Consider the following 20,734-nt stretch of genomic DNA (forward strand, 5'->3'; position numbering starts at 1 on the left):
GCAAAGGGCGGCCCATTCGGGTGGCCCTTCTGCATTTTTCGAGGGGCGGCATGCGCATTTCGGCAATTTCCCCCTCAGGAATGCATGGGTACCTGGTGGTCAACCAACCTGATGCCAGAGCTCATGACAGTCTACGACCCGATCCCCCCGCTTCCCATTCGCATTGTCGCGCGCCGTTTCGGCGGGTGGCACGTGTCGATCACCCGCGCCGCGCCGCCTGTGCAACACCTCAAGCAAAGCTATGACGCCGTCGCCCCCCGGTGGGACCGGATCATGCGCCGCACCGACAGTCGCGCCGCCTATCGCGCCCTGCTGGCGGCGGATGTCGGGGTGGCGCGTTTGCCGTCTGATGCGCCCGTCCTGGATTGCGGGGCGGGGACGGGGGCGCTGTCGCTTGCGCTGTGGAAGATACGGGGTGGGCCGCAGGGCCAGGTGGCCTGCGATCTGTCTGCGGCCATGCGCGACGCGGCCCGCGCCGCCTTTCGGGCCCATGGCGCGCGGATTGGGGTCGACGCGGGCGATATCACGGCCTTGCCCTATGCAGACGATCGCTTTGCCCTGACCATGGCCGCGCATGTGTGCGAACACCTGCCCGATCCGGTGGACGCTCTGGCAGAAATGGCCCGCGTCACCCGCCCCGGTGGACAGGTCCTGGTCGTGATGACCCGCGACGGCCTGGCCGGGCGACTGATCCAGGCCCGCTGGGCGACCCATGTGGTGACCCCGGACATGGGACGCGCGATAATGCGGCAGGCCGGGCTGACCCGGGTCACCAGTCGCGCGGCACCGGCCATCGGCGGGCTGGCCCGGCGGTCGGTGGTCCTGTCGGGATACGTCCCGGACGCGGGTGCGCGGGTGTAATCGCAGGTTCCGGGTCGCGGGCACGGGGCCTGCCGCGCCATCAGCGGGGCACAGCAACCGGAGACCCCCGATGAGAATCCTGCCCCTCGATCCCGCCCTGACCCGCCACCTGCGCGCTGGTGGTCCTGATGCCAACGGCCAATCCGCCGAGCGGCACCATTCGGACGGGTCGGGCGCGCCCTGCCGATCCTGTCTGCAAGACATTGCGGCGGGGGAAGAGATGCTGATCTGCGCGCTGTGCCCCTTTCCGGCGATGCAGCCCTATGCGGAAACCGGTCCGATCTTCCTGCATGCCGCTGACTGCCCCCCTGGGACGCCGACGGTCTGCCGCCGATCTTCACAACGTCGCCGGACTACTTGATCAAGGGCTACACCCAGGATCACCGCATTCGCTATGGCACCGGTGCGGTGGTCCCTGCCGCCACGCTCGCGCAGGACATAGCGGCCCGACTGGCCCGGCCAGAGGTGGCTTTTGTCGACATCCGGTCGTCGCGGAACAACTGCTTTCAGGCCCGCGCGGTCTCGGAAAGCTGACCTGGCAGGGAACAGGGGCGCATCTGCAGCGTTATTCGCGTACGAGGGGCAGATATTGGATATCCTGGCGATCCCTTCCACATGAGCGGATGGCGAACCACCGCCATTCGAGTCAAGACTAAGGAGGTCGTCCATGACCCGCACTCTCCGCAACATTCCGGCATTGATGGCCAGCGTGGCTTTGGCCCTGCCACCGCTCAGCCTGCCGGTCGCGGCGCAGCAGCCCACCGATGTGGGCGTTCTTGATCAATGCGAGATGCAGCACGGTCCTGACAACACGCAGACCCTCCTCGATTGTGTGAACGCCCGGCTGCAGGGCACCGGCGTGCCCCGCCAGCAAGCGGTCGATCGCGCCAATGCCCTACGCGCAGAGATCAACACCCGCCGGGGTCAGCCGGCTGCGCGCCCGCAGATCGACGATCTGGCGGTTCTGGACCGTTGCGAGGGCGAAAACGGAGCCAACACGCAGGCGGTGATCGATTGCGTGAACGGGCGGCTTCAGGGGGCGGGCATTCCACGGGACGAAGCAGTAGAGCGGGCGAATGGCCTGCGAGACGACCTGCAAGCCCGCGTCGACGCCCGTGCGGCCGAGGTGCGCCGTCAGGAAGAAGCCCGCCAGGCCGCCGAAGCGCAGCGCGCCGCCGAAGCGGAGCGTCAACGCCAAGCCGAAGCGCGACGCCAACAAGAGGCCGATGCCGAACGCCAGCGTCAAGCCGAAGCCGCCCGGCAACAAGACGCCGAGGCAGAGCGTCAGCGCCAGGCCGTCGCCGCGCGCGACGCGGATATGCAGGCGCTTGACCTGTGCGAAGACCGGCACGGGCTGGATAACACCCAGGTCGTGATCGATTGCGTCAATGGCCGGTTGCAAACGCTGGGTGTGGCCCGCGCCACTGCGGTCGAGCGTGCCAATGGCCTGCGCTCCACCTTGCAGGACCGTGCCGCCGCGAATGCCGCCGCCGAAGCGGCGCGTGGTCCCGACGATGTCGCGATCCTGGACAATTGCGCGGCGCGGCATGGGGCAGGGAACACCCAGACGGTCATCGATTGTGCCAACGCTCGGCTGCAGGCTGCGGGCGTGCCGCGCGCCGATGCCGTCGACCGCGCCAATGCATTGCGCGGCGTGTTGGCCGCGCGCACGGCCGACGGCGCACCCGACAGCCGCATCGCCGAAGAAGTGGCGCGCCGTGGCGTGCCGGAGCTTACCGAAGAACAACGCCGGGCTGCCCGACAGGCTGGTGATGCGCTGGACGGTCGCAACGTCGAGGCCGCGACCCGGCGCGGCGGCGGCAGCGTTTCCGAACAGACGGTGGATTCGGGCGACGTCCGGTCTTCTGCCGAAGACTTCCGCACCGGGGCCGTGGTGACCGACGAGGGTGGCCTGTCGAACGTCGAGAAATTCGCGCTGGGGGCACTTGGCGCACTGGCTGTCGGGACCATCCTGAACAACCGCAACCGCGTTGTGTCCAATTCCGGCGATCGTGTGGTGGTGCAGCGCGAAGACGGCGATCTTCAGATCCTGAAGGATGACGATACCCTGCTGCGTCAGGAAGGGGCCAATGTCCGCACCGAAAGCTTCGACGACGGCTCTACCCGGACGATCGTCACGCGCGACGATGGCAGCCAGGTCATCACCATTCGCGACGCATCCCTGCGGGTGCTGCGCCGGGTGCTGATCCAGACCGACGGCTCGGAATATACGCTGATCGATGACACCGCCGAGGTGGCACCGGTCGACGTTTCACAGCTGCCTGCCGCGCCGCTGGTATCGACCCGGCCGTCGACCCGTGCCGGTGATGATCCCCTGCGCGAGGCGCTGCGCCGCGAAGCCGGGATCGACCGTCGCTTCAGCCTCAGCCAGGTGCGCAACATCGCCCAGGTCCGGGCCCTGGCCCCTGCGTTCGAGGTGGAAAGCGTGACCTTCGCCAGCGGCTCTGCGGCGATCACGCCGGAACAGGCGGGCAATCTGACCGGGCTGGCGCGCGAGGTGCTGGACCTGATCCGTGACAACCCGCGCGAGGTCTTCCTGGTCGAGGGGCACACCGATGCCGTGGGCGACGCCGCCTATAACCTGGCCTTGTCGGACCGCCGGGCAGAGACCTTGGCCCTGGCGCTGAACGAATACTTCGGCGTGCCGGTCGAGAACATGGTCGTGCAAGGCTACGGAGAGGAATTCCTGCTGATCCCGACCCTGGAGGATGAGCGCGCCAACCGCCGCGCGACCGTGCGCCAGATCACCGGTTTGCTGCAGACCGCTGCCGCCAACTGATCTGCGGCGCATCGGCCCTTGTGGCCCCCGGACCCCTCCGCCATCCTCGCATGGCGGAGGGGTTTTTCATGCAGACGACCATCATCGACGACGCGCCGCGCGCCGCCCTGGATTGGCACAGGGCCGGGCATGGCGCTGTGCTGGCCACCGTCATCGACACCTGGGGCAGCGCCCCGCGTCCGCGCGGCGCGCAACTGGCCGTTTCGGGCCAGGCAGAGCTGGTCGGCTCCGTCTCTGGGGGCTGCGTCGAGGGGGCGGTCGTGGCCGAAGCGATGGACGTTCTGTCCAGCGGGCGGCACCGGGTGCTAGAATTTGGTGTCAGCGACGACGACGCCTTTTCCGTTGGGCTCGCCTGTGGGGGGCGCATTCGAATCTTGCTGCAACCGGTGGGCGGCAGCCTGTCCGAGGCGTTGCTGTCCGATCTCGTGGCCCGCCGGGCGGCAGGTCAGGCCGTGGGGCAGGTGGTCGACGTGGACACCGGGGCGACCCGCCTGACCGACGATGTGTCCGACCGGTTGCGCACCGATCGCAGCGACTTCGAGGCCGATGGCCACCATTTTGTCACCCTGCACGCGCCGCCCCTGCGATTGGCCGTCGTGGGGGGCGTGCACATTGCCCAGGCACTGGTGCCCATGGCGCGGATCGCGGGCTACGCGGTGACGGTCATCGACCCGCGCGAGGCCTTTGCCTCGGCCGCCCGATTTCCGGACACGACGCTGGTCCACGACTGGCCCGACGTGGCGATGCAGGCCTTCGCCCCGGACCCCCGCAGCGCCATCGTCCTGTTGACCCACGACCCCAAGCTGGACGATCCGGCCCTGATGGTCGCGCTTGCCAGCCAGGCGTTCTACGTCGGCGCGCTCGGCTCTCGGCGGACCCACGCCAAGCGGGTGGAGCGGCTGCAGGTGGCCGGTCTGTCCCCCGACCAGATCGCGCGCATCGACGCGCCCGTCGGCCTGTCCATCGGCGCGCGCAGCCCGGCCGAGATCGCGGTCTCGGTCCTTGCCGGTATGACCGCGACCCTGCGACAGGGTTAACCTGCCGCCGAAACGGGCGCCGCCCAAGCGATGGGCGCGGAACCTGAGACCATCGGTTCCATTCACGGCGTAACCCGAGGTGATCCTGCAAAGATCCGGGTTTTTACTTGGCAGTTCGAAATGGATAAAATACCTGTTCTCACGGATGGAAAGCTGTGCTTTTGTGCCGCAGCAAATTCAGAGGGCCGCATGCAGCCAGTCACGATGACCGTCAACGGAGAAACCCGGACCGCAGAGGCGGAGGGACGCACTTTGTTGGTGGATTGGCTGCGCGACGGGCTGGGCCTGACGGGCACGCATGTGGGCTGCGACACCTCGCAATGCGGTGCCTGCATCGTCCACGTGGATGGCGCGCCGGTCAAGGCCTGCACCGCCTTCGCGGCGGAATTCGACGGCAGCGAGATCACCACGATCGAGGGTTTGGCAAACCCCGATGGCACGCTGCACGCGGTTCAGGACGCATTTCGGCAGTACCACGGTCTGCAATGCGGCTTTTGCACGCCCGGCATGGTCATGTCCGCCGTGGCCCTGCTCAAAGAGACGCCAAAACCGACCGAGGCTCAGGTGCGTCACGCGCTGGAAGGCAATATCTGCCGCTGCACGGGATACCACAACATCGTCAAGGCGGTCCTCGCGGCCTCTGGCCAGGCGGTGACACCGGTGGCTGCTGCGTAGGCGCGGTCGCAGGGTAGGGGCCGGTCGCTCGCACGGCTGCAGCCCCCGGGGGCGCGGAAGGGAGGAGCCGCGCCCCTGTATCTTTCCCGCAAGGTCGTTGGGGCTCGACCAGGGCCCGTCATCGGGTCAAGATGCCCGCAGTCGGAGACGGGCGAGGACCAGATGTACGAATTCGAACTCAAGAGACCGCGCAATATGACGGACGCCTTGCAGGCGTTGGCCGCCGAGGACGCGCAGATCCTGGGCGGGGGGCAGACGCTGATTCCGACGATGAAGGCGCGGCTGTCCATGACCGAAACCCTTGTGGCGCTGTCCGGGATCGAGGACATCAAGGGCGTGTGTCGCGACGATGCGGGCCGGGTCTGCATCGGCGGTGGCACGACCCACGCGGCGGTGGCCCGCGCCTGCGCCGACAGCTATCCGGCCCTCGCATCTCTGGCGGGTCGGATCGGGGACCCGGCTGTGCGCACGCGAGGCACGATCGGCGGGTCGCTTGCCAACAACGACCCCTCTGCGTGCTGGCCTGCGGCGGCGCTGGCGTCGGGGGCGACGGTGGTGACCCACCTGCGAAAGATCGCGGCAGAAGATTATTTCCAAGGCATGTTCGCCACGGCTCTCGATGATGCAGAGATCATCACCGAGGTCTGCTTTCCGGTACCTGTCCGGGCGGCCTATGAGAAATTCATCCAGCCTGCCTCGCGCTTTCCGCTGGTGGCTGTCTTTGTAGCGCAGTTCGATGATGCCGTGCGCGTGGCCGTGACCGGGGCCGCCGCCGACGGTGTGTTTCGCTGGACCGCGGCAGAGACGGCGCTGACAACGCAATTCGCGCCCGGCGCATTGGACGGTGTGGCGCTGCCGGATGCGGGCGACATGTTGTCGGACCTCCATGGGGACGGCAGCTACCGCGCGCATCTTGTGGGCGTGATGACCCGGCGCGCGGTCGTGTCGGCAGGGGGGCAATGAAAAAGGGCACCGCAAAGGGTGCCCTTTCCTGATACTGATCTGGCGGCGCCTAGCGTTGCGACGGGCCGATCATCATGACCATCTGGCGGCCTTCCATTTTGGGGAAGTTCTCCACCTTGCCGATTTCCTTGGTGTCGTCGGCAACCCGTTCCAGCAGTTCGCGTCCCAGGTTCTGGTGCGCCATCTCGCGGCCGCGGAACCGCAGTGTGACCTTCACCTTGTCCCCGTTTTCCAGGAACTTGACCACGTTGCGCATCTTGACGCCGTAATCGTGCGTGTCGGTGTTGGGGCGGAACTTCACCTCCTTCACCTCGATGGTCTTCTGCTTTTTGCGCGCCTCGGCTTCCTTCTTCTGCTGTTCATATTTGAACTTGCCGAAGTCCATGATCTTACACACGGGCGGATTGGCGTTGGGGCTGATCTCGACCAGGTCGAGGCCGGCGTCTTCTGCCATCTGGCGGGCGCGGGCAGGGCTGACGACGCCCACGTTCTCGCCTTCGGCGCCGATCAGGCGAATTTCGACGGCACGGATACGATCGTTGACACGGGGGCCGGTGTCGCGCTGCGGGGGCGCATTGTGGGGTCTGCGGGCGATGGTCGTGGTCCTTTGACTATTCGTATGAGGCCCGCAACTTAGCTTTGATACGCCCGTTCTTCAAGTCGCGAACGGCGGCTGCTTGCCGGATTCAGGGACCTTTCACGCAGCTTTCGCGTTGAAGCGGCACAGGCGTTAGGTCAAGACGCCTACATATGAGAATCGCTGCCGAGGAGACCCGCAGATGTCCCGTAACGTGATCGTCGGACTCGCCGTCCTGGTCGTGGCCGCCCTGGCCTGGATCGTCATTGGCCGCACAACCGTCCCGGACGAGGTCGTCCAGACCCCGGCTCCGGCCGAAGAGGTCATCGAGACCGAAGCCGAAGCCGCCGTCGCGGAAATCGAAGCCGACACCACTGCCACCGCAGAGGCCGTCGAAGAGGCCGCGACCGATGCTGCCGCGACCGTGGAGGAGGCCGCCTCCGATGCCGCCGCTGCAGTTGGTGAGGCCGTGACCGACGCCACCGAGGCCGTCGAAGGCGCCGTGGCCGAAGCCGCTGAGGGGGCCGCCGCCCTGCTTGAGGACGCCGAAGCCGCTGCCGCAGACGCGGCCAACGCCGTCGGCGATGCCCTGGCTGGTGCCACCGAAGAGGCCGGCGACGCCCTTCAGGTGACGGAAGAAGCCGCAGAAGAGGTGGCGACCGACGCGGTCGAAGCGACCGAAGAAGCCGCCGCAGCCGTGACCGAGGAAGCCAGCGAAGCCGCTGCCGCGACCGAGGCTGTTGCCGAAGAAGCCACCGAGGAAGCCGCAGAGGCCGTTGAGGCGACCGAAGCCGCCGCTGAAGAAGCTGCCGCCGAGGTGACCGAGGAGGCCAGCGAAGCCGCTGCCGCGACCGAGGTCGTTGCCGACGAAGCCACCGAAGAAGCCGCAGAGGCCGTTGAGGCGACCGAGGCCGCCGCTGAAGAGGCCGCCGCCGAGGAGGCCGGCGAAGCCGCTGCCGCAACGGACGCCGCTGCCGAAGAAGCCACCGAGGAAGCCGCAGAGGCCGTTGAGGCGACCGAGGCCGCCGCTGAAGAAGCTGCCGCCGAGGTGACCGAGGAAGCCAGCGAAGCCGCTGCCGCAACGGACGCCGCTGTCGAAGAGGCCGCCGACACCACCGAGGCTGTTGAGGTTCCCTCGACCGAGGCAGGCCTGGCTGAGCTGCTCTCTCCGGAGACGTTCTCTGCCGATGCTCTGCTGGGGTACGTGGAACAGTCTGACCTGAACGTCATCGCGAAGACCGCGCTGTCGACCGCGATCGAGCAGGCGCGCAACAATCCCGATCTGGTCCCCGCCGCCATCGAGGCGCTCAAGGCTCAGTTCGGCGTCGAGTAAGTTACGAGTTACCTGTTACCAACGGGCCGCGCCGGGGAAACCTGGCGCGGCCTTTTTTGTTTCGGCCCGGCGATGCGCCGCTCGCTCCTGTCGGAGCCTCGCCCCGCCCGCCGTCCCGCAAACGAAAACGCCCGCGCGGATCTCTCCACGCGGGCGTTCTGGACGGTGAGGCTGCGGTCGTCAGCCGACGAAGGCCTTTTCGACCACGTAGTGTTTGGGGTCGCTGTTCGCGCCTTCTTCCAGGCCGAAGCCTTCGAGGATCGCCTTGATGTCGGTGTTGAGCCCCAGCGAGCCGCAGACCATCGCGCGGTCGGTCTCGGGCGAGATGCCGTCGATCCCCAGATCCCTGAACACGGTGCCATCGGTCAGCAGATCGGTGATCCGGCCCATCTTCGGGCTCTGTTCGCGGGTGGTTGTCGGGTAGTAGGTCAGCTTGGCCAGGGCCTCTTCGCCCAGCAGTTCCTGCATGAGTTCATCGGTGCGCAGGCTGTCGATCAGTTGGCGGCCGTAGTCCAGCTCTGCCACGTCGCGGACGGTATGGGTGATGATGACCTGATCGTAATCCTCAAAGGTCTGCGGGTCGCGCAGCAGGGACGCGAAGGGGGCGAAGCCGGTGCCGGTGGCAAAGAACCACAGGCGCTTGCCCGGCAGCAGGGCGTCATGGACCAGAGTGCCGACGGGCTTGGGCCGCAGGATGATCTGATCGCCCGGCTTGATGTGCTGCAGCCTGGAGGTCAGCGGCCCGTCCTGGACCTTGATCGAATAGAACTCCAGCTCTTCGTCCCAGGACGGCGAGGCAATGGAATAGGCGCGCAGCAATGGCTGTTGCTTGCCGGTCTTGGGGTTCACATCGCCCATCAGCCCGATCATCACGAATTCGCCGGAGCGGAAGCGCAGGCTGGCGGGCCGGGTCACGCGGAACGAGAACAACCGGTCCGTCCAATGGGTCACGGCTGTCACCGTCTGCGCGTCCGGCAGAACGGGCTGGGCGGGGGCTACGGGGGCGGCTGTGGCGTCGGTCACGGGGGAATGCTCGGTCATGTCAGTCATGGGCGCGGGAATGCGCCCCTCCGGGGGGTCTAGTCGTTGATCTGGATCAGGGGAAGGCGGCAGGGTGCCTCAGCCGGTGCGGCGACGCCCCAGGTGATGCTGATAATCGTGGGCCTGCCAGTCGGCGCGGGCCAGCCATTGTGGTTCTGGCTGGCGGGCGGCGAGGGTGTCGTCGATCTCTACCTCGTCGAAGCCGCAGCGACGGGCCATCGCGTATTGGTCGGCCAGGACATGACCCTGGGCCCGCAGGCGCCCGGTATAGCCAGCGCGGCGCAGCTCGCGCGCGATGGAAAACCCGCGCCCGTCGGCGGACGAGGGGAAGGCCACGCGAATGGCGCTCACCTCGGGCAGGCGCGCGATCAACGGGGCCAGGTCCGCGTCGGACGGGACGTCAACGGCCAGCGGGCCGTTGGCAGGCAGGTCGTCCAGCGGGCAAAACCCGTGGTTGAGGTCGTCGGCCCGAAAGCCGGTGTCGGTCACGATGGGCATGTCAGCCTCCGATAGTCTTGCGGCCCGGCGGGCCTGATCTGTTCTGCCTGTCGGGCGGGAATTATCCCGCCACAACAGCGCCGTTGCCACGGACGACGACGCCACCGGCGAAGTGGATGCCGCACTCGGTCTTTTCGTCGCCACGCCAGCGCCCGGCGCGCGGGTCCTCGCCCGGGGCGACCTTGGATGTGCAGGGGCCGCAACCGATCGACGGATAGCCTTGCGCCACCAACGGGTGCCGGGGCAGGCGGTTGTTGGTCATGTAATCGGCGATGTCCGACGGCTCCCAATGGGCCAGCGGGTTGACCTTCAGTTTGCCGGCTTCGGCTTCGAAGAACTGCAATTCGGCGCGCTTGCCGCCCTGATACCGCTTGCGCCCGGTGATCCAGGCATCGAAGCCGCCAAGCGCCCGTTCCAGCGGGGCCGTCTTGCGCAGGGCGCAGCAGGCATCGGTGTCGCGCTGATGCAGGTCGCCTTCCGGGTCGTCGGCGAACAACGCCTCTGTGTCGGGGCGGATGACGCGGACGTCGGACAGGCCCAGCCGGTCGGCCACCTCCCGCTGGTACGTCAGCGTCTCGGGGAACAGCATGCCGGTTTCCAGAAACAACACCGGCCGCGTCCGGTCCATGACCGACAGCATGTGCAACAGCACGACCGATTCCGCGCCGAAGGACGACACCAGCGCGATGTCCCCGACCAGATCGTCGTCAAGCGCCCGGCTCATCACCGCGAAGGCGGAGTGATTGGCATAGGCGTCGTTCAATCCGTCGGCGCGGGCCTTCAACAAGGCGTGGGCATCAAGCGGCATTGGCGTTCTCCTGCGGGTAGAGCGCGGCCTTGAAGGGGGCGGCACCGAGGCGGCGATAGGCGTCGAGGAAGGTTTCCTCGGGCGCATCGCGCAATTCCAGATAGGCAGTCACGAGGCGTTCGATGGCGGGCACGACCTGATCGTAGGCAAAGCCGGGACCGGCCCGTTCCCCGATGGAGGCCGTCTCGGTCCCGTCACCACCAAGGGTGATCTGGTAGTTTTCCACCCCTGCGCGATCCAGCCCCAGAATGCCGATATGGCCGACGTGGTGATGACCGCAGGCGTTGATGCAGCCCGAGATCTTGATCTTCAGCGCGCCGATGTCGTGCTCGATCCCCAGCTCTTCGATGCGGGTGGCGATCTTTTGCGCGACCGGGATGCTGCGCGCGGTGGCCAGCGCGCAATAGTCCATGCCGGGGCAGGCGATGATGTCCGAGGCCAGCCCGACATTCGCCGTCCCCAGGCCCGCGTTCCGCAGGCTGGCGTGGATGGCGGGCAGGTCGGCGCGGCGCACGTGGGGCAGGATGACGTTCTGCTCATGGCTGATCCGCAGCTCGCCATAGGCATGGCGGTCCGCGATATCGGCCAGCAGGCGCATCTGCTCGGCGGTGGCGTCGCCCGGCGTCTGGCCGTGGGCCTTCAGCGAGACGGTGACGATGGCATGATCGGCGCGTTTGTGGGCGACGGTGTTGGTGTCGATCCAGCTTTGCAGGATCGGGTCCACGATCGGCGGCAGGTCCGAGCTGTCGCGGAAGTCGGGTAAGGCGAACTGCGCCTCGATCCCGCGCAGCATTTCCTGATCGACCCCGTCGAACAGCGGCTTCAGCTCGGCAAACCGCGCCTCGACCAGGTCACGGATCGTGTCCACGCCGTTTTCGTGCACGGTGATCTTGATGCGCGCCTTGTACTTGTTATCGCGGCGACCCAGCCGGTTGTAGACGCTGACGATGGCCTCGCAATAGGGCAGCAGGTCTTCGGTCGGAACGAAGTCGCGCAGGGTCTTGCCGATCATCGGCGTCCGGCCCAAACCGCCGCCCACGATGACCTCGAACCCGACCTGACCGTCGCGTTCGACGGCGACCAGCCCGATATCATGCGCACGGGTCACGGCGCGATCATTGGGGGATCCGGTGACGGCGATCTTGAACTTGCGCGGCAGGAACTGAAACTCCGGGTGGTCCGTGGACCATTGGCGCAACAATTCGGCGACCGGACGCGGATCGATGATCTCATCGGCGGCGGCACCCGCGAAATGGTCGGCGGTCACGTTGCGGATCGTGTTGCCCGAGGTCTGGATGGCATGCATCCCCACGGTGCCCAGCCGGTCCAGCATGTCGGGAATGTCGCGCAGCTTGGGCCAGTTGTACTGGATGTTCTGCCGCGTGGTGAAATGGCCGTAGCCCTTGTCGAACTCAGCCGCCAGATCCGCCAGCACCCGCATCTGATCCCCCGACAACGTGCCATAGGGGATCGCCACGCGCAGCATGTAGGCGTGCAGTTGCAGATAGACGCCGTTCATCAGGCGCAGCGGCTTGAATTCATCCTCGGTCAGGGAGCCGTCGATACGGCGGTCCACCTGCGCGCGGAACTGGGCGTTGCGCTCGGCCAGAAAGGCGCGGTCGAAATCGTTGTAGTGATACATCAGACGGCCTCGTGTGCTTTGCCGTGGGCGTAATTGGTGGGGCCGGAGGCGCGGAACGCTTCGCGGAAATGCACCGGCTCGGGACCGGACGCGCTCAGCTTCACGTCGGCCAGATAGACACCGACCACGGTGTCGTGTTGTTGGCTGGCGTCGATCAGGCGGGCCTCGGCGATCGCCTCGTCCTCGTAGACTTCGGCATCGGTCAGGGCGGTGGCCCAGGTATCGTCTGCGGCCAGATAGACCACGTCGCCTTCCAGCAGGCGATTGGCGGTGACGACCTTGGGGGTGAAAGGGCGACGGCTCATAGCGCGATCTCCGTTTGTGCGAGGGCCTGGGCCGCGCGGCGCGGGGCAAGACCATGGAGGAGGAGGGCGGGACCAGTCACATCGGCGACGGCCTCGGGCAAGGTGGCAAGGGTGGCGGCAATGGTGCGTTGATCGGCACGCGATGCGTTTTCGATAATGGTGACGGGCGTGGCGGGGGCGGCCCCGTGCATCAGCATCCGGCCCTGCATCCAACGTGCGGCCCGCTTGCCCATGTAGATGGCGGCGACCTCACCGGGCTGCGCCAACGCGCGCCAATCCTGATCGGCGAAGCCTTTCATGTCGTGACCGGTCAGGAACCGAACCGACCCGTTCCGCCCCCGCTTGGTCAGCGACTGCCCGATCGACGCGACAGAGGCGCTGGCGGCGGTGATGCCGGGCACGATGGACCAGGCCAGGCCCGCGGCGTCCAGCGCTTCGATTTCTTCGTCGAGCCGCCCGAACACGGTCGGATCCCCCGCCTTCAGGCGCACGACATGCGCCCCCTTCAGCCCGTGCGCGACCATCAGGTCATTGATGTCGCCCTGCGCGGTAGAGGGGCCAAAGCCTTCCTTGCCCGCGTCGATGATCAAAGCTTCGCGGCGGGCCAGCTCCAGGATCTCTGGCGCGACCAGACGGTCGTGGATCACCACGTCGGCCCGGTCCAGCGCCGTGCGCGCCTTCAGCGTCAGAAGCTCCGGATCACCGGGGCCTGCGCCCACCAGATCGACGTGGCCGGGCCGGTCTTCGGCGGCGACATGGCTGGCCAGCAGGTCACCCAACGTGTCGCGAATGGCATCTTCCCCGGCATCGGCCGCGCGGGGGCCGGCGTGGTCGTAGTAGTCGGCCCAGAAGCGGCGGCGAACGGCGCCCATGGGCAGCACGTCGGCGGCTTTTCGGAACGTTTTCCCGATCCGCGCCAACAGGCCCAGTTGCGCGGGCAGCTTTGCCTCCAGCTCGGCCTTGATCTTGCGGGCGAGAACCGGGGCCGCGCCTTCGGTGCCGATGGCGACGACGACCGGGTCACGGTCGACGATGGCGGGTGTGATGAACTGCGACGCCTCCAGATTGTCGACGACATTCACCAGCGCACCATCGGCGGAGGCAAGGCGCACGGTCCGGGCATCAAGGGCGGCGTCTTCCGATGCCGCATAGGCCAGCACGCAGCACAGCGCATCGCCGGGTTCCTGCGCGCGGCGGATCAATGTCACGCGTCCCTCGGCAGCCCAGGTTTCGATCACCGGGTCAAAGGTTTCGGCGACAACGTTGATGTTCGCCGTGGTCTTCAACAGCAGCCGAAGCTTTGCGACAGCAGCGTCGCCACCACCCACCACAAGCACACGGCGGCCTTCTAGGGCGACGAAGATGGGGAAGTGGTTCATGGCGAGGCGACCTTGGTGATGTGCCCCTTATATAGAACATTGTTCTGGTATTTGGGGAGAGGGGGCCGCATAACAGGAACGTGGGACGCATTATGACGACTGAGGTGGGAGGATATTCCGGATGGCGGAGAATACGCAAACGCAGGTGCGGTTGGATGAGTTGGACCGGAAAATCCTCCGGGCGTTGCAGACGGATGCGGGGCAGAGCCTGGATGAAATCGCCCGTCAGGTGGGGTCGTCGAAGACGCCGGTGTGGAACCGGATTCGCAAGATGCGCGAGGCGGGCGTGATGGGGCCGCCGGTTGTGGTGCTCGACCCCGAAGCCCTTGGTCTTGAAGCCTGTTTCTTCGTTCTGATCCGCACGTCCGAGCATGAGGCCGACTGGCAGCAACGCTTCCTCGCCACGTTGCGCGCCCGCCCCGAAGTGCAGGAGGCGCACCGCTTGGCGGGGGATATCGACTACATCCTGAAGGTGCGGGTGGCCAACGCGCGGGCCTATGACGCCTTCTATCAGGCGCTGATTTCCGAGGTGCGGGTGTTCAACGTCACGGCGCTTTTGTCGATGGAGGAGTTGAAATCGGAGGTGGCGCTGCCGGTTTGATGTGCCGCGTTCGGCATGGGAGTCGGCCCGGGGGCGGATGGGCAGAGCGGGCGGGAAGTCTTCCCTGATATCGGGCCGTTTGCGATTTTCATCGAAGGGCGGACGCGGGGGTGATCCAGGGGTGATCCCGGTCATACGTCCGCTTTGCACAGGTCCGGGGCGGTCTGTGCGGCGGGGGCGCTTGACGGGTGGCCTGCTCAGAGGACGGCGAGATGGTCGCGCAGGCGGCTGGCCCCTTCGTGGTAGTAAGGCATCGTCTCCGGGTCATAGACCGTCAGAGCGTCCGCGACCGCCGCGCGGGCGGCGGCGAGATGTTCCGTTGATTCCTCCGGGAAGGCGGTGATCATCGCTTCAAAGCAAAGCGCCATGTTTTCGCGGGTCATGGCCCAATCCACCGGCAGGGCGTCGCGGGTGCGGACCTGCAACGCGGCGCGGTAGGCGGTGACAGCATCGCGCAGGGCGGTGTCGTCGCCGCGTTGGCCGAGGGTCAGGAGGGCGTTGCCGAGGTTGTTCTGCGTCATGGCCCATTGCACCGGCAGGGCGTCGCGGGTGCGGACCTGCAACGCGGCGCGGAAGGCGGTGACGGCGTCGCGCAGGGCGGTCTCGTCGCCGCGTTCGCCAAGGGTCCGGAGGGCGTTGCCGAGGTTGTTCTGCGTCATGGCCCATTGCACCGGCAGGGCGTCGCGGGTGTGGACCTGCAACGCGGCGCGGAAGGCGGTGACGGCATCGCGCAGGGCGGTGTCGTCGCCGCGTTCGCCGAGGGTCCGGAGGGCGTTTCCGAGGTTGTTCTGTGTCGTAGCCCATTGCACCGGCAGGGCGTCGCGGGTGTGGACCTGCAACGCGGCGCGGTAGGCGGTGACGGCGTCGCGCAGGGCGGCGTCGTCGCCGCGTTCGCCGAGGGTTGCGAGGGCAGTGCCGAGGTTGTTCTGTGTGGCTGCCCAAGCCACCGGCAGGGCGTCGCGAGTGCGGACCTGCAACGCGGCGCGGTAGGCGGTGACAGCGTCGCGCAGGGCGGTGTCGGCGCCGCGTTCGCCGAGGGTCAGGAGGGCAAGGCCGAGGTTGTTCTGGTCGGCTGCCCAGGCCTGCGCCTCTCTCACTCGGTCCCGCGCCTGCGCAAGGTCGGATAAGATGGCCGCCGCGGAGGCCATGGCCGGGCCGCTGCGTTTCAGCCCGTGGTCATGGAGGCGTTTGGCCGCCACCTGCATCAGCCGCAGCCACTCGTCCCGATCGGTCCGGCGACAGGCATCCGCCGCATCCAGCAGGACGTCGCGGGCCGCGTCCTGGCGGTCGAGGAGCAGGAGGTTGTCGGCGCGGGTCATCGCGGTTTCGGTGGCGATGGCGCGTTCGGTGGCGTGGATGTGGGCGAAGAGGGTCTCCACCTCTTCAAAATCCAGGCGATCGACGGCGTCCTGCGCGCCGGCCTTGAGATTGGCGAGGCCTGCGGTGCGATCGTCCAGGGCGGCGACCTGTCTGCGCAACGCCTCGTACTCGGCGGCGCGGTCGTCGAGTTCGGCGCGGAGTTGGGTGTCGGTGAGGGTCCAGGCGCGCTCGATCTGAAAGCGGGCGGCAAGGGCTTCGAGTTGGTCGCGGTTGGCGGTGGCGAGAGAGTCGAGGCTGCGGCGCATCGCCCGAACGTCGGTGAAGATCGACCAGAGGACGTCTTGTTCGATCACGCGATGTATTTCAGGCGTGTAGCGGCAGGCGGCAACGGCATGTTGGAACAGGACCCGAATGAGCGCGGTGGCATCGGGGCCGGTTTCTGGCGGAACGACTGTCATGATCTGGGTCACGAAAGCAGCGTCGAGCGTCTCTCGGTCACGCGGTTCCGGCATGTCGCCGGGGCCGAGCGTGACCTGCCGCCCGGATTTGGTCAGGGTCTGCCGGACTTCGGCCAGGACGGCGGGAGATTCGGAAGCCTTCATCTTGTTCAGGACCGTGGTTACGGCAGTTTCACAGGCTTTGCGGCTGTCGCGAAAGCTTTGGAATCCGACGGCGGCCAGAACTGCGCAGCTGACCGACACGGTCGCCGCCGCGCCGGCCAAGCCAAAGGCCGCCAAGGTGATGGCCACGCCATGTTCGGCAATCGTCTGTTGGTCGCTCATCGCTGCACCATGGGCGATTCGGCGCGGAGCGAAAAGGCCCTACAGGTCGCGGGGCACCAGGAAGGCGAGCGCGCGGCCGGGCAGGGGGCCGGGGGCGTCGATGACCGTGCAGGCCGCCGTGGGATAGCGGTGGAAGTCGGGGTGAACCGGGGGGGTGGCGACCGCAAGGCTGGCGGCTTCGGCCATGCCGGGGTTATGGCCGACGACCATCACGGTCTGCGCGCCTGCGCCCGTGGCCTGCGCCAGGATCATATTCGCATCCGCCAGATAGAGCGCGTCCAGATCCACCGTCGGCGTGTCGTCGAAGCCCAGAAGCGCGCGCGTCTCGCGGGTGCGTTTGGCGGTCGAGCAGAGGATCAGATCGGGCGTATGCCCCATGTCGCGCAGCCAGCGGCCGATCTTGGGTGCGGACTCGCGCCCGCGGCGGTTGAGCGGGCGGTCATGATCGTCTTGGAGGGGGTCGTGCCAGTCGGATTTCGCATGGCGCATGAGGATGAGTTTCATCCGCCGGTGTGGCTCATGTGGCGGGACATCTGGCCGCCGGCGCGTTGGCGGGAATAGTCGAAATCGTGGCCGCGGGGCTTGCGGGCGATTGCGGCGCGAATGGCATCCTCCAGCGGGGTCTCGTCGCCGGAGGCGCGCATCGGTGCGCGCAGGTCGGCCATGTCCTCCTGCCCCAGGCACATGTAGAGTTCACCGGTGCAGGTCAGGCGCACGCGGTTGCAGCTTTCGCAGAAATTGTGGGTGAGCGGTGTGATGAAACCGATCTGCTGGCCCGTCTCCTCCAGCCGCACGTATCTGGCGGGGCCGCCGGTGCGGTGGGCGAGCTCGGTGAGGGTGAAGCGTTCGGCAAGACGGGCGCGCAGGTCGCGGAGTGGCCAGTATTGGTCCAGTCGCAGCGTGCCGTCGGTGCCATCGCCCATGTCGCCCATGGGCATGACCTCGATAAAGGTGAGGTCCATGTCGCCCGCGCGGCACCAGTCGACGATCTCGAACAATTCCGCTTCGTTGAAGCCCTTGAGCGCGACGGTGTTGATCTTGACCCGCAGGCCCGCTTCCTGAGCCGCCGCGATCCCACGGCGCACCTTGTCGAGCGATCCCCAGCGGGTGATCTCTTTGAACTTTGCTGCATCCAGAGTGTCGAGTGACACATTGATTCTGCGCACCCCTGCGTCAGCCAATGGGCGCGCAAAGCGGTCGAGCTGGCTGCCGTTGGTGGTCAGCGTCAGCTCATCGAGGCCCGCGCCCAGATGCCGCGACATGCCGTCGAAGAAGGTCATGATGCCCCGCCGCACCAAGGGTTCGCCCCCGGTGATGCGCAGCTTGCGCACCCCCATGCGCACGAACGCGGAGCAAAGCCGGTCCAACTCCTCCAGTGTCAAAAGATCCTTCTTGGGAAGGAACGTCATATGTTCCGACATGCAGTAGGTGCAGCGAAAATCGCAACGGTCGGTCACTGACACCCGCAGGTAGTCAATCGTGCGGGCGAAGGGGTCGATAAGGGGTGCGGTCATGGGCGAAAGCTAGTCTCGGGGGAACGGCGGTGCAAGGTCATCGCGAGCAATTAGGGAACGTCAGGTGACGTAGAGGAAGCGTGGTGTTTCCCAAGCGAGCACAATTGCCCTGCGTGTCGCAAAATTCGGGCTCAAACCGTGTTCTCGCAGGTCGGATCAGGGCGCGCGATACGTTGGGATCACGCGACAGCGTACGTCGGGTACGGTGACCTGTGGGATCGACAAGGGGTGACAGCGCGCGGGGCCGCGCTAGTCTGCGCGGGATACTTGCAAACGGAAGTCGTTCTCATGCCTCGCCTCGCCGCCGCCCTGATCGCCACCTGCCTGCTGGGGGCCTGCGCGCAGATCCCCGTCCTGGACCGGATGCGCGCCGCACCCACCCCGGAGCCGGAGGTGACGGACGAGGCCCCCGCCGCCCTGCCGGAGGCGGCGCAGGCCCCGGTGCCCGTGCCACAGGTCGCCGCCGCGCCCGCCGCATTGGACACCGTCAGCGAGGCCGAGAAAGACGCCGCCCGCGCCACCGCCGCCGCCGCACCCGCGGGCGGTGCATTAGGCACGGTGACCGTCGCGCTGGGTGATCCGGTGGAGCCCGGCCTTTGGGTCAAGTCCGCGCTGGTCACTGCCGAGCAACCGGGCACGGTGCGCACCGGGGGCGGTGAGGCCATTGCCGTCACCCTGAAACCCTTGGGCGGGGCAGGCGGGCCGCAGATTTCTCTGGCGGCGATGCGGGCTTTGGGCCTGCCGTTGACCGGGCTGCACTCGGTGACCCTGGCCGCGTCATGAGACGGACGATCCCGCGTCTCGCCCCCTGGGAGGAGATGCGTGCGGGGTTCGCCTGGGACATTCCCGATCCGTTCAACATCGCCACCGCCTGCTGCGACCACTGGGCCGAGGCGGAGCCGGAGCGTGTGGCCATCGTCGATCTGTCCGACGGGCGGCGGGTCTGGACCTATGGCGCGCTGAAGGACGCGTCGGACCGATTGGCCGGGGCGTTGTCGCGGCGTGGCGTGGTGCGCGGCGACCGGGTCGCGATCCTGTTGCCGCAGCGTGCCGAGGTCATGGTCGCGCATTTCGCGGCGATGAAGCTGGGGGCCGTATCCATCCCGCTGTTCACCCTGTTCGGGCCAGAGGCGCTGAATTACCGGTTGCGGGATTCGGGCGCGCGGGTGGTGATTTCGGACGCGGAGGGGTTGGCCAAACTTGCGGACCTGGACCTGCCCGATCTGGCCCTGCGGATCGACGCCGATCACTGGGACGGATTGCTGGCAGAGGCACCCGTTGCGCCAGTTCGTACCGGGCCCGACGATCCGGCGATGATGATCTATACCTCGGGCACGACGGGCACGCCCAAGGGGGTGCTGCACGCGCACCGGTTTCTGATCGGGCATCTGCCTTGTGTGGAATTGGCGCTGGAGGGCTATCCCCAACCCGGCGACGTGGCATGGACCCCGGCCGACTGGGCCTGGATCGGCGGTCTGATGGACCTGGCGATGCCGGCGCTGTGGTTCGGCGGGCCACTGGTGGCCAAGCGGTTTGCCAAGTTCGATGCGGACGCCGCCTGGGCCTTGATGCGCGACGAGGGCGTCACGGTGTCCTTCCTGCCACCCACGGCGTTGAAGATGCTGCGCCGGTCGGATCCGCCGGAGGGCCTGACCCTGCGGGCGGTCCTGTCGGGGGGCGAGGCGTTGGGCGCGGGGCTGCTGGACTGGGGCGTGGGGGGGCTGGGGGTACGGATCAACGAGATCTACGGCCAGACGGAATGCAACCTGGTCATGGCGTCCTGCGCGGGCACGCAGGATGTCGTGCCGGGCACCTTGGGCCGCGCGGTTCCGGGGGTGGAGATCGCCGTTATGGATGGCGCGGGGCAGGTCCTGGGCGCGGGCGAGGTTGGCGAAATCTGTACCCACGGATCGCCCGCCGCTTTCCTGCGGTATTGGAACAAGCCGGACGAGACGGCGGCGAAGTGGCGCGATGGCTGGTTGCGGACGGGCGATCTGGGGCGGGTCGAGGGCGCCGTCATCGCCTATGTGTCCCGCGATGACGATGTGATCAACTCAGCCGGTTACCGGATCGGGCCGACCGAGATAGAGACCTGCCTGACGGCGCACCCGGCGGTGGTCCTCTGCGCGGTCGTGGGGCTGCCGGACGCCGTGCGAGGCGAGGCGGTGACCGCCTTCGTCGTGGCCCCCGACCGGGCCGAAGACCTGGAGGCGGAGCTGATCGCCTGGGTCCGCGCCCGCCTGTCCCCCCACATGGCCCCCCGCGCCGTGCGATTTGTCGAAGCCTTGCCGATGACCGCGACGGGCAAGATCCAGCGGCGGGCGTTGCGCGGGGATTGAGGGGGGCTTCGTCTGGCGGCCCGCGTCGACGTTTTTTCCCCATCTGCGTATGTCGCCCGCCGTCCCCGAGCGTCCGACTCACCCCGTCATAGCGACCTGCCCCCTCACCTTTGTTGCGGTTTCGCAGGGTTCGATAACGCCCGCGTGAGGCCTCGTCGCGCGGGCGTGAGGGGGGTGCGGGGCGGAGAGGTGTCTGTGCATAGGTGCACGTTTATCGCGTGATACTCACGGGTTCGTTTGTTGAATGTCAGATCCGCAA

General features: G+C 67.4%; 21 protein-coding genes. 11 read left to right on the forward strand and 10 right to left on the reverse strand.

Annotated elements, in window-relative coordinates; all coding sequences use genetic code 11:
• The first annotated feature begins 123 nt into the window (after positions 1 to 123).
• From K3551_RS10065 to K3551_RS10090, 7 genes are all read left to right on the forward strand, one after another.
• On the forward strand, positions 124 to 861 hold the full coding sequence (locus K3551_RS10065) for a class I SAM-dependent methyltransferase (protein WP_259912919.1): 738 nt from the start codon (positions 124 to 126) through the stop codon (positions 859 to 861).
• A gap of 220 nt (positions 862 to 1,081) precedes the next feature.
• The gene (locus K3551_RS19935) at positions 1,082 to 1,222 is read left to right on the forward strand and encodes a hypothetical protein (RefSeq protein ID WP_311199791.1); all 141 of its coding nucleotides are present in this window, start codon (positions 1,082 to 1,084) and stop codon (positions 1,220 to 1,222) included.
• Positions 1,219 to 1,395, forward strand: coding sequence for a DUF1203 domain-containing protein (locus tag K3551_RS19940; RefSeq protein ID WP_311199720.1), 177 nt, complete (start codon positions 1,219 to 1,221; stop codon positions 1,393 to 1,395). The genes K3551_RS19935 and K3551_RS19940 overlap by 4 nt, the downstream gene beginning before the upstream one ends.
• Positions 1,396 to 1,528: 133 nt before the next feature.
• Positions 1,529 to 3,661 carry an OmpA family protein gene (locus tag K3551_RS10075; protein WP_259912920.1) on the forward strand — a complete coding sequence of 711 codons (2,133 nt, stop codon included), beginning with the start codon at positions 1,529 to 1,531 and terminating at the stop codon, positions 3,659 to 3,661.
• A 68-nt stretch (positions 3,662 to 3,729) separates the two neighbouring features.
• The gene (locus K3551_RS10080) at positions 3,730 to 4,698 is read left to right on the forward strand and encodes an XdhC family protein (RefSeq protein WP_259912922.1); all 969 of its coding nucleotides are present in this window, start codon (positions 3,730 to 3,732) and stop codon (positions 4,696 to 4,698) included.
• Between the two features lie 189 nt (positions 4,699 to 4,887).
• Entirely contained in the window at positions 4,888 to 5,373 is a 486-nt protein-coding gene (locus tag K3551_RS10085; protein ID WP_259912923.1) for a (2Fe-2S)-binding protein, read from the forward strand.
• A gap of 162 nt (positions 5,374 to 5,535) precedes the next feature.
• On the forward strand, positions 5,536 to 6,336 hold the full coding sequence (locus K3551_RS10090) for a xanthine dehydrogenase family protein subunit M (RefSeq protein WP_259912924.1): 801 nt from the start codon (positions 5,536 to 5,538) through the stop codon (positions 6,334 to 6,336).
• Between the two features lie 49 nt (positions 6,337 to 6,385).
• Here K3551_RS10090 and infC read toward each other — a convergent pair whose 3' ends face one another.
• The gene (gene infC, locus K3551_RS10095; RefSeq protein WP_259919549.1) at positions 6,386 to 6,931 is read right to left on the reverse strand and encodes a translation initiation factor IF-3; all 546 of its coding nucleotides are present in this window, start codon (positions 6,929 to 6,931) and stop codon (positions 6,386 to 6,388) included.
• A gap of 184 nt (positions 6,932 to 7,115) precedes the next feature.
• Between infC and K3551_RS10100 the strand changes: the two genes are divergently transcribed.
• Positions 7,116 to 8,246 carry a hypothetical protein gene (locus K3551_RS10100; RefSeq protein ID WP_259912925.1) on the forward strand — a complete coding sequence of 377 codons (1,131 nt, stop codon included), beginning with the start codon at positions 7,116 to 7,118 and terminating at the stop codon, positions 8,244 to 8,246.
• Between the two features lie 180 nt (positions 8,247 to 8,426).
• Here K3551_RS10100 and K3551_RS10105 read toward each other — a convergent pair whose 3' ends face one another.
• The 6 genes from K3551_RS10105 to cysG form a co-directional block, all read right to left on the reverse strand.
• On the reverse strand, positions 8,427 to 9,287 hold the full coding sequence (locus K3551_RS10105) for a ferredoxin--NADP reductase (RefSeq protein ID WP_259919551.1): 861 nt from the start codon (positions 9,285 to 9,287) through the stop codon (positions 8,427 to 8,429).
• A gap of 78 nt (positions 9,288 to 9,365) precedes the next feature.
• Complete coding sequence (locus K3551_RS10110) at positions 9,366 to 9,785, reverse strand: DUF934 domain-containing protein (protein WP_259912926.1); 420 nt, start codon at positions 9,783 to 9,785, stop codon at positions 9,366 to 9,368.
• Between the two features lie 61 nt (positions 9,786 to 9,846).
• Complete coding sequence (locus K3551_RS10115; protein ID WP_259912927.1) at positions 9,847 to 10,593, reverse strand: phosphoadenylyl-sulfate reductase; 747 nt, start codon at positions 10,591 to 10,593, stop codon at positions 9,847 to 9,849.
• The gene (locus K3551_RS10120; RefSeq protein WP_259912928.1) at positions 10,583 to 12,235 is read right to left on the reverse strand and encodes a nitrite/sulfite reductase; all 1,653 of its coding nucleotides are present in this window, start codon (positions 12,233 to 12,235) and stop codon (positions 10,583 to 10,585) included. Before K3551_RS10120 ends, K3551_RS10115 begins: the two co-directional genes overlap by 11 nt.
• Entirely contained in the window at positions 12,235 to 12,540 is a 306-nt protein-coding gene (locus K3551_RS10125) for a DUF2849 domain-containing protein (RefSeq protein WP_259912929.1), read from the reverse strand. Before K3551_RS10125 ends, K3551_RS10120 begins: the two co-directional genes overlap by 1 nt.
• The gene (gene cysG / locus K3551_RS10130) at positions 12,537 to 13,919 is read right to left on the reverse strand and encodes a siroheme synthase CysG (RefSeq protein WP_259912930.1); all 1,383 of its coding nucleotides are present in this window, start codon (positions 13,917 to 13,919) and stop codon (positions 12,537 to 12,539) included. Before cysG ends, K3551_RS10125 begins: the two co-directional genes overlap by 4 nt.
• Positions 13,920 to 14,040: 121 nt before the next feature.
• Between cysG and K3551_RS10135 the strand changes: the two genes are divergently transcribed.
• On the forward strand, positions 14,041 to 14,520 hold the full coding sequence (locus K3551_RS10135; RefSeq protein ID WP_259912931.1) for an Lrp/AsnC family transcriptional regulator: 480 nt from the start codon (positions 14,041 to 14,043) through the stop codon (positions 14,518 to 14,520).
• A 197-nt stretch (positions 14,521 to 14,717) separates the two neighbouring features.
• Here K3551_RS10135 and K3551_RS10140 read toward each other — a convergent pair whose 3' ends face one another.
• Genes K3551_RS10140 through moaA form a run of 3 tightly spaced genes read right to left on the reverse strand, consistent with a single transcriptional unit; the run spans position 14,718 to position 18,136 of the window.
• Positions 14,718 to 16,622: a tetratricopeptide repeat protein gene (locus tag K3551_RS10140; RefSeq protein WP_259912933.1), complete on the reverse strand. Its 1,905-nt coding sequence runs from the start codon at positions 16,620 to 16,622 to the stop codon at positions 14,718 to 14,720.
• Between the two features lie 39 nt (positions 16,623 to 16,661).
• Complete coding sequence (locus K3551_RS10145) at positions 16,662 to 17,126, reverse strand: histidine phosphatase family protein (RefSeq protein WP_259912934.1); 465 nt, start codon at positions 17,124 to 17,126, stop codon at positions 16,662 to 16,664.
• Positions 17,123 to 18,136 (reverse strand): GTP 3',8-cyclase MoaA, encoded by a 1,014-nt coding sequence (gene moaA / locus K3551_RS10150; protein WP_259912935.1) that lies wholly within the window; start codon positions 18,134 to 18,136, stop codon positions 17,123 to 17,125. The genes K3551_RS10145 and moaA overlap by 4 nt, the downstream gene beginning before the upstream one ends.
• Before the next feature lie 288 nt (positions 18,137 to 18,424).
• On the opposite strand from moaA, the gene K3551_RS10155 reads away from it, so the two are divergent.
• On the forward strand, positions 18,425 to 18,919 hold the full coding sequence (locus K3551_RS10155) for a hypothetical protein (RefSeq protein ID WP_259912936.1): 495 nt from the start codon (positions 18,425 to 18,427) through the stop codon (positions 18,917 to 18,919).
• Positions 18,916 to 20,475 carry an AMP-binding protein gene (locus K3551_RS10160; RefSeq protein ID WP_259912937.1) on the forward strand — a complete coding sequence of 520 codons (1,560 nt, stop codon included), beginning with the start codon at positions 18,916 to 18,918 and terminating at the stop codon, positions 20,473 to 20,475. Before K3551_RS10155 ends, K3551_RS10160 begins: the two co-directional genes overlap by 4 nt.
• Positions 20,476 to 20,734 lie beyond the last annotated feature (259 nt).

This window comes from Jannaschia sp. M317, assembly GCF_025141175.1.
Taxonomy (GTDB): domain Bacteria; phylum Pseudomonadota; class Alphaproteobacteria; order Rhodobacterales; family Rhodobacteraceae; genus Jannaschia.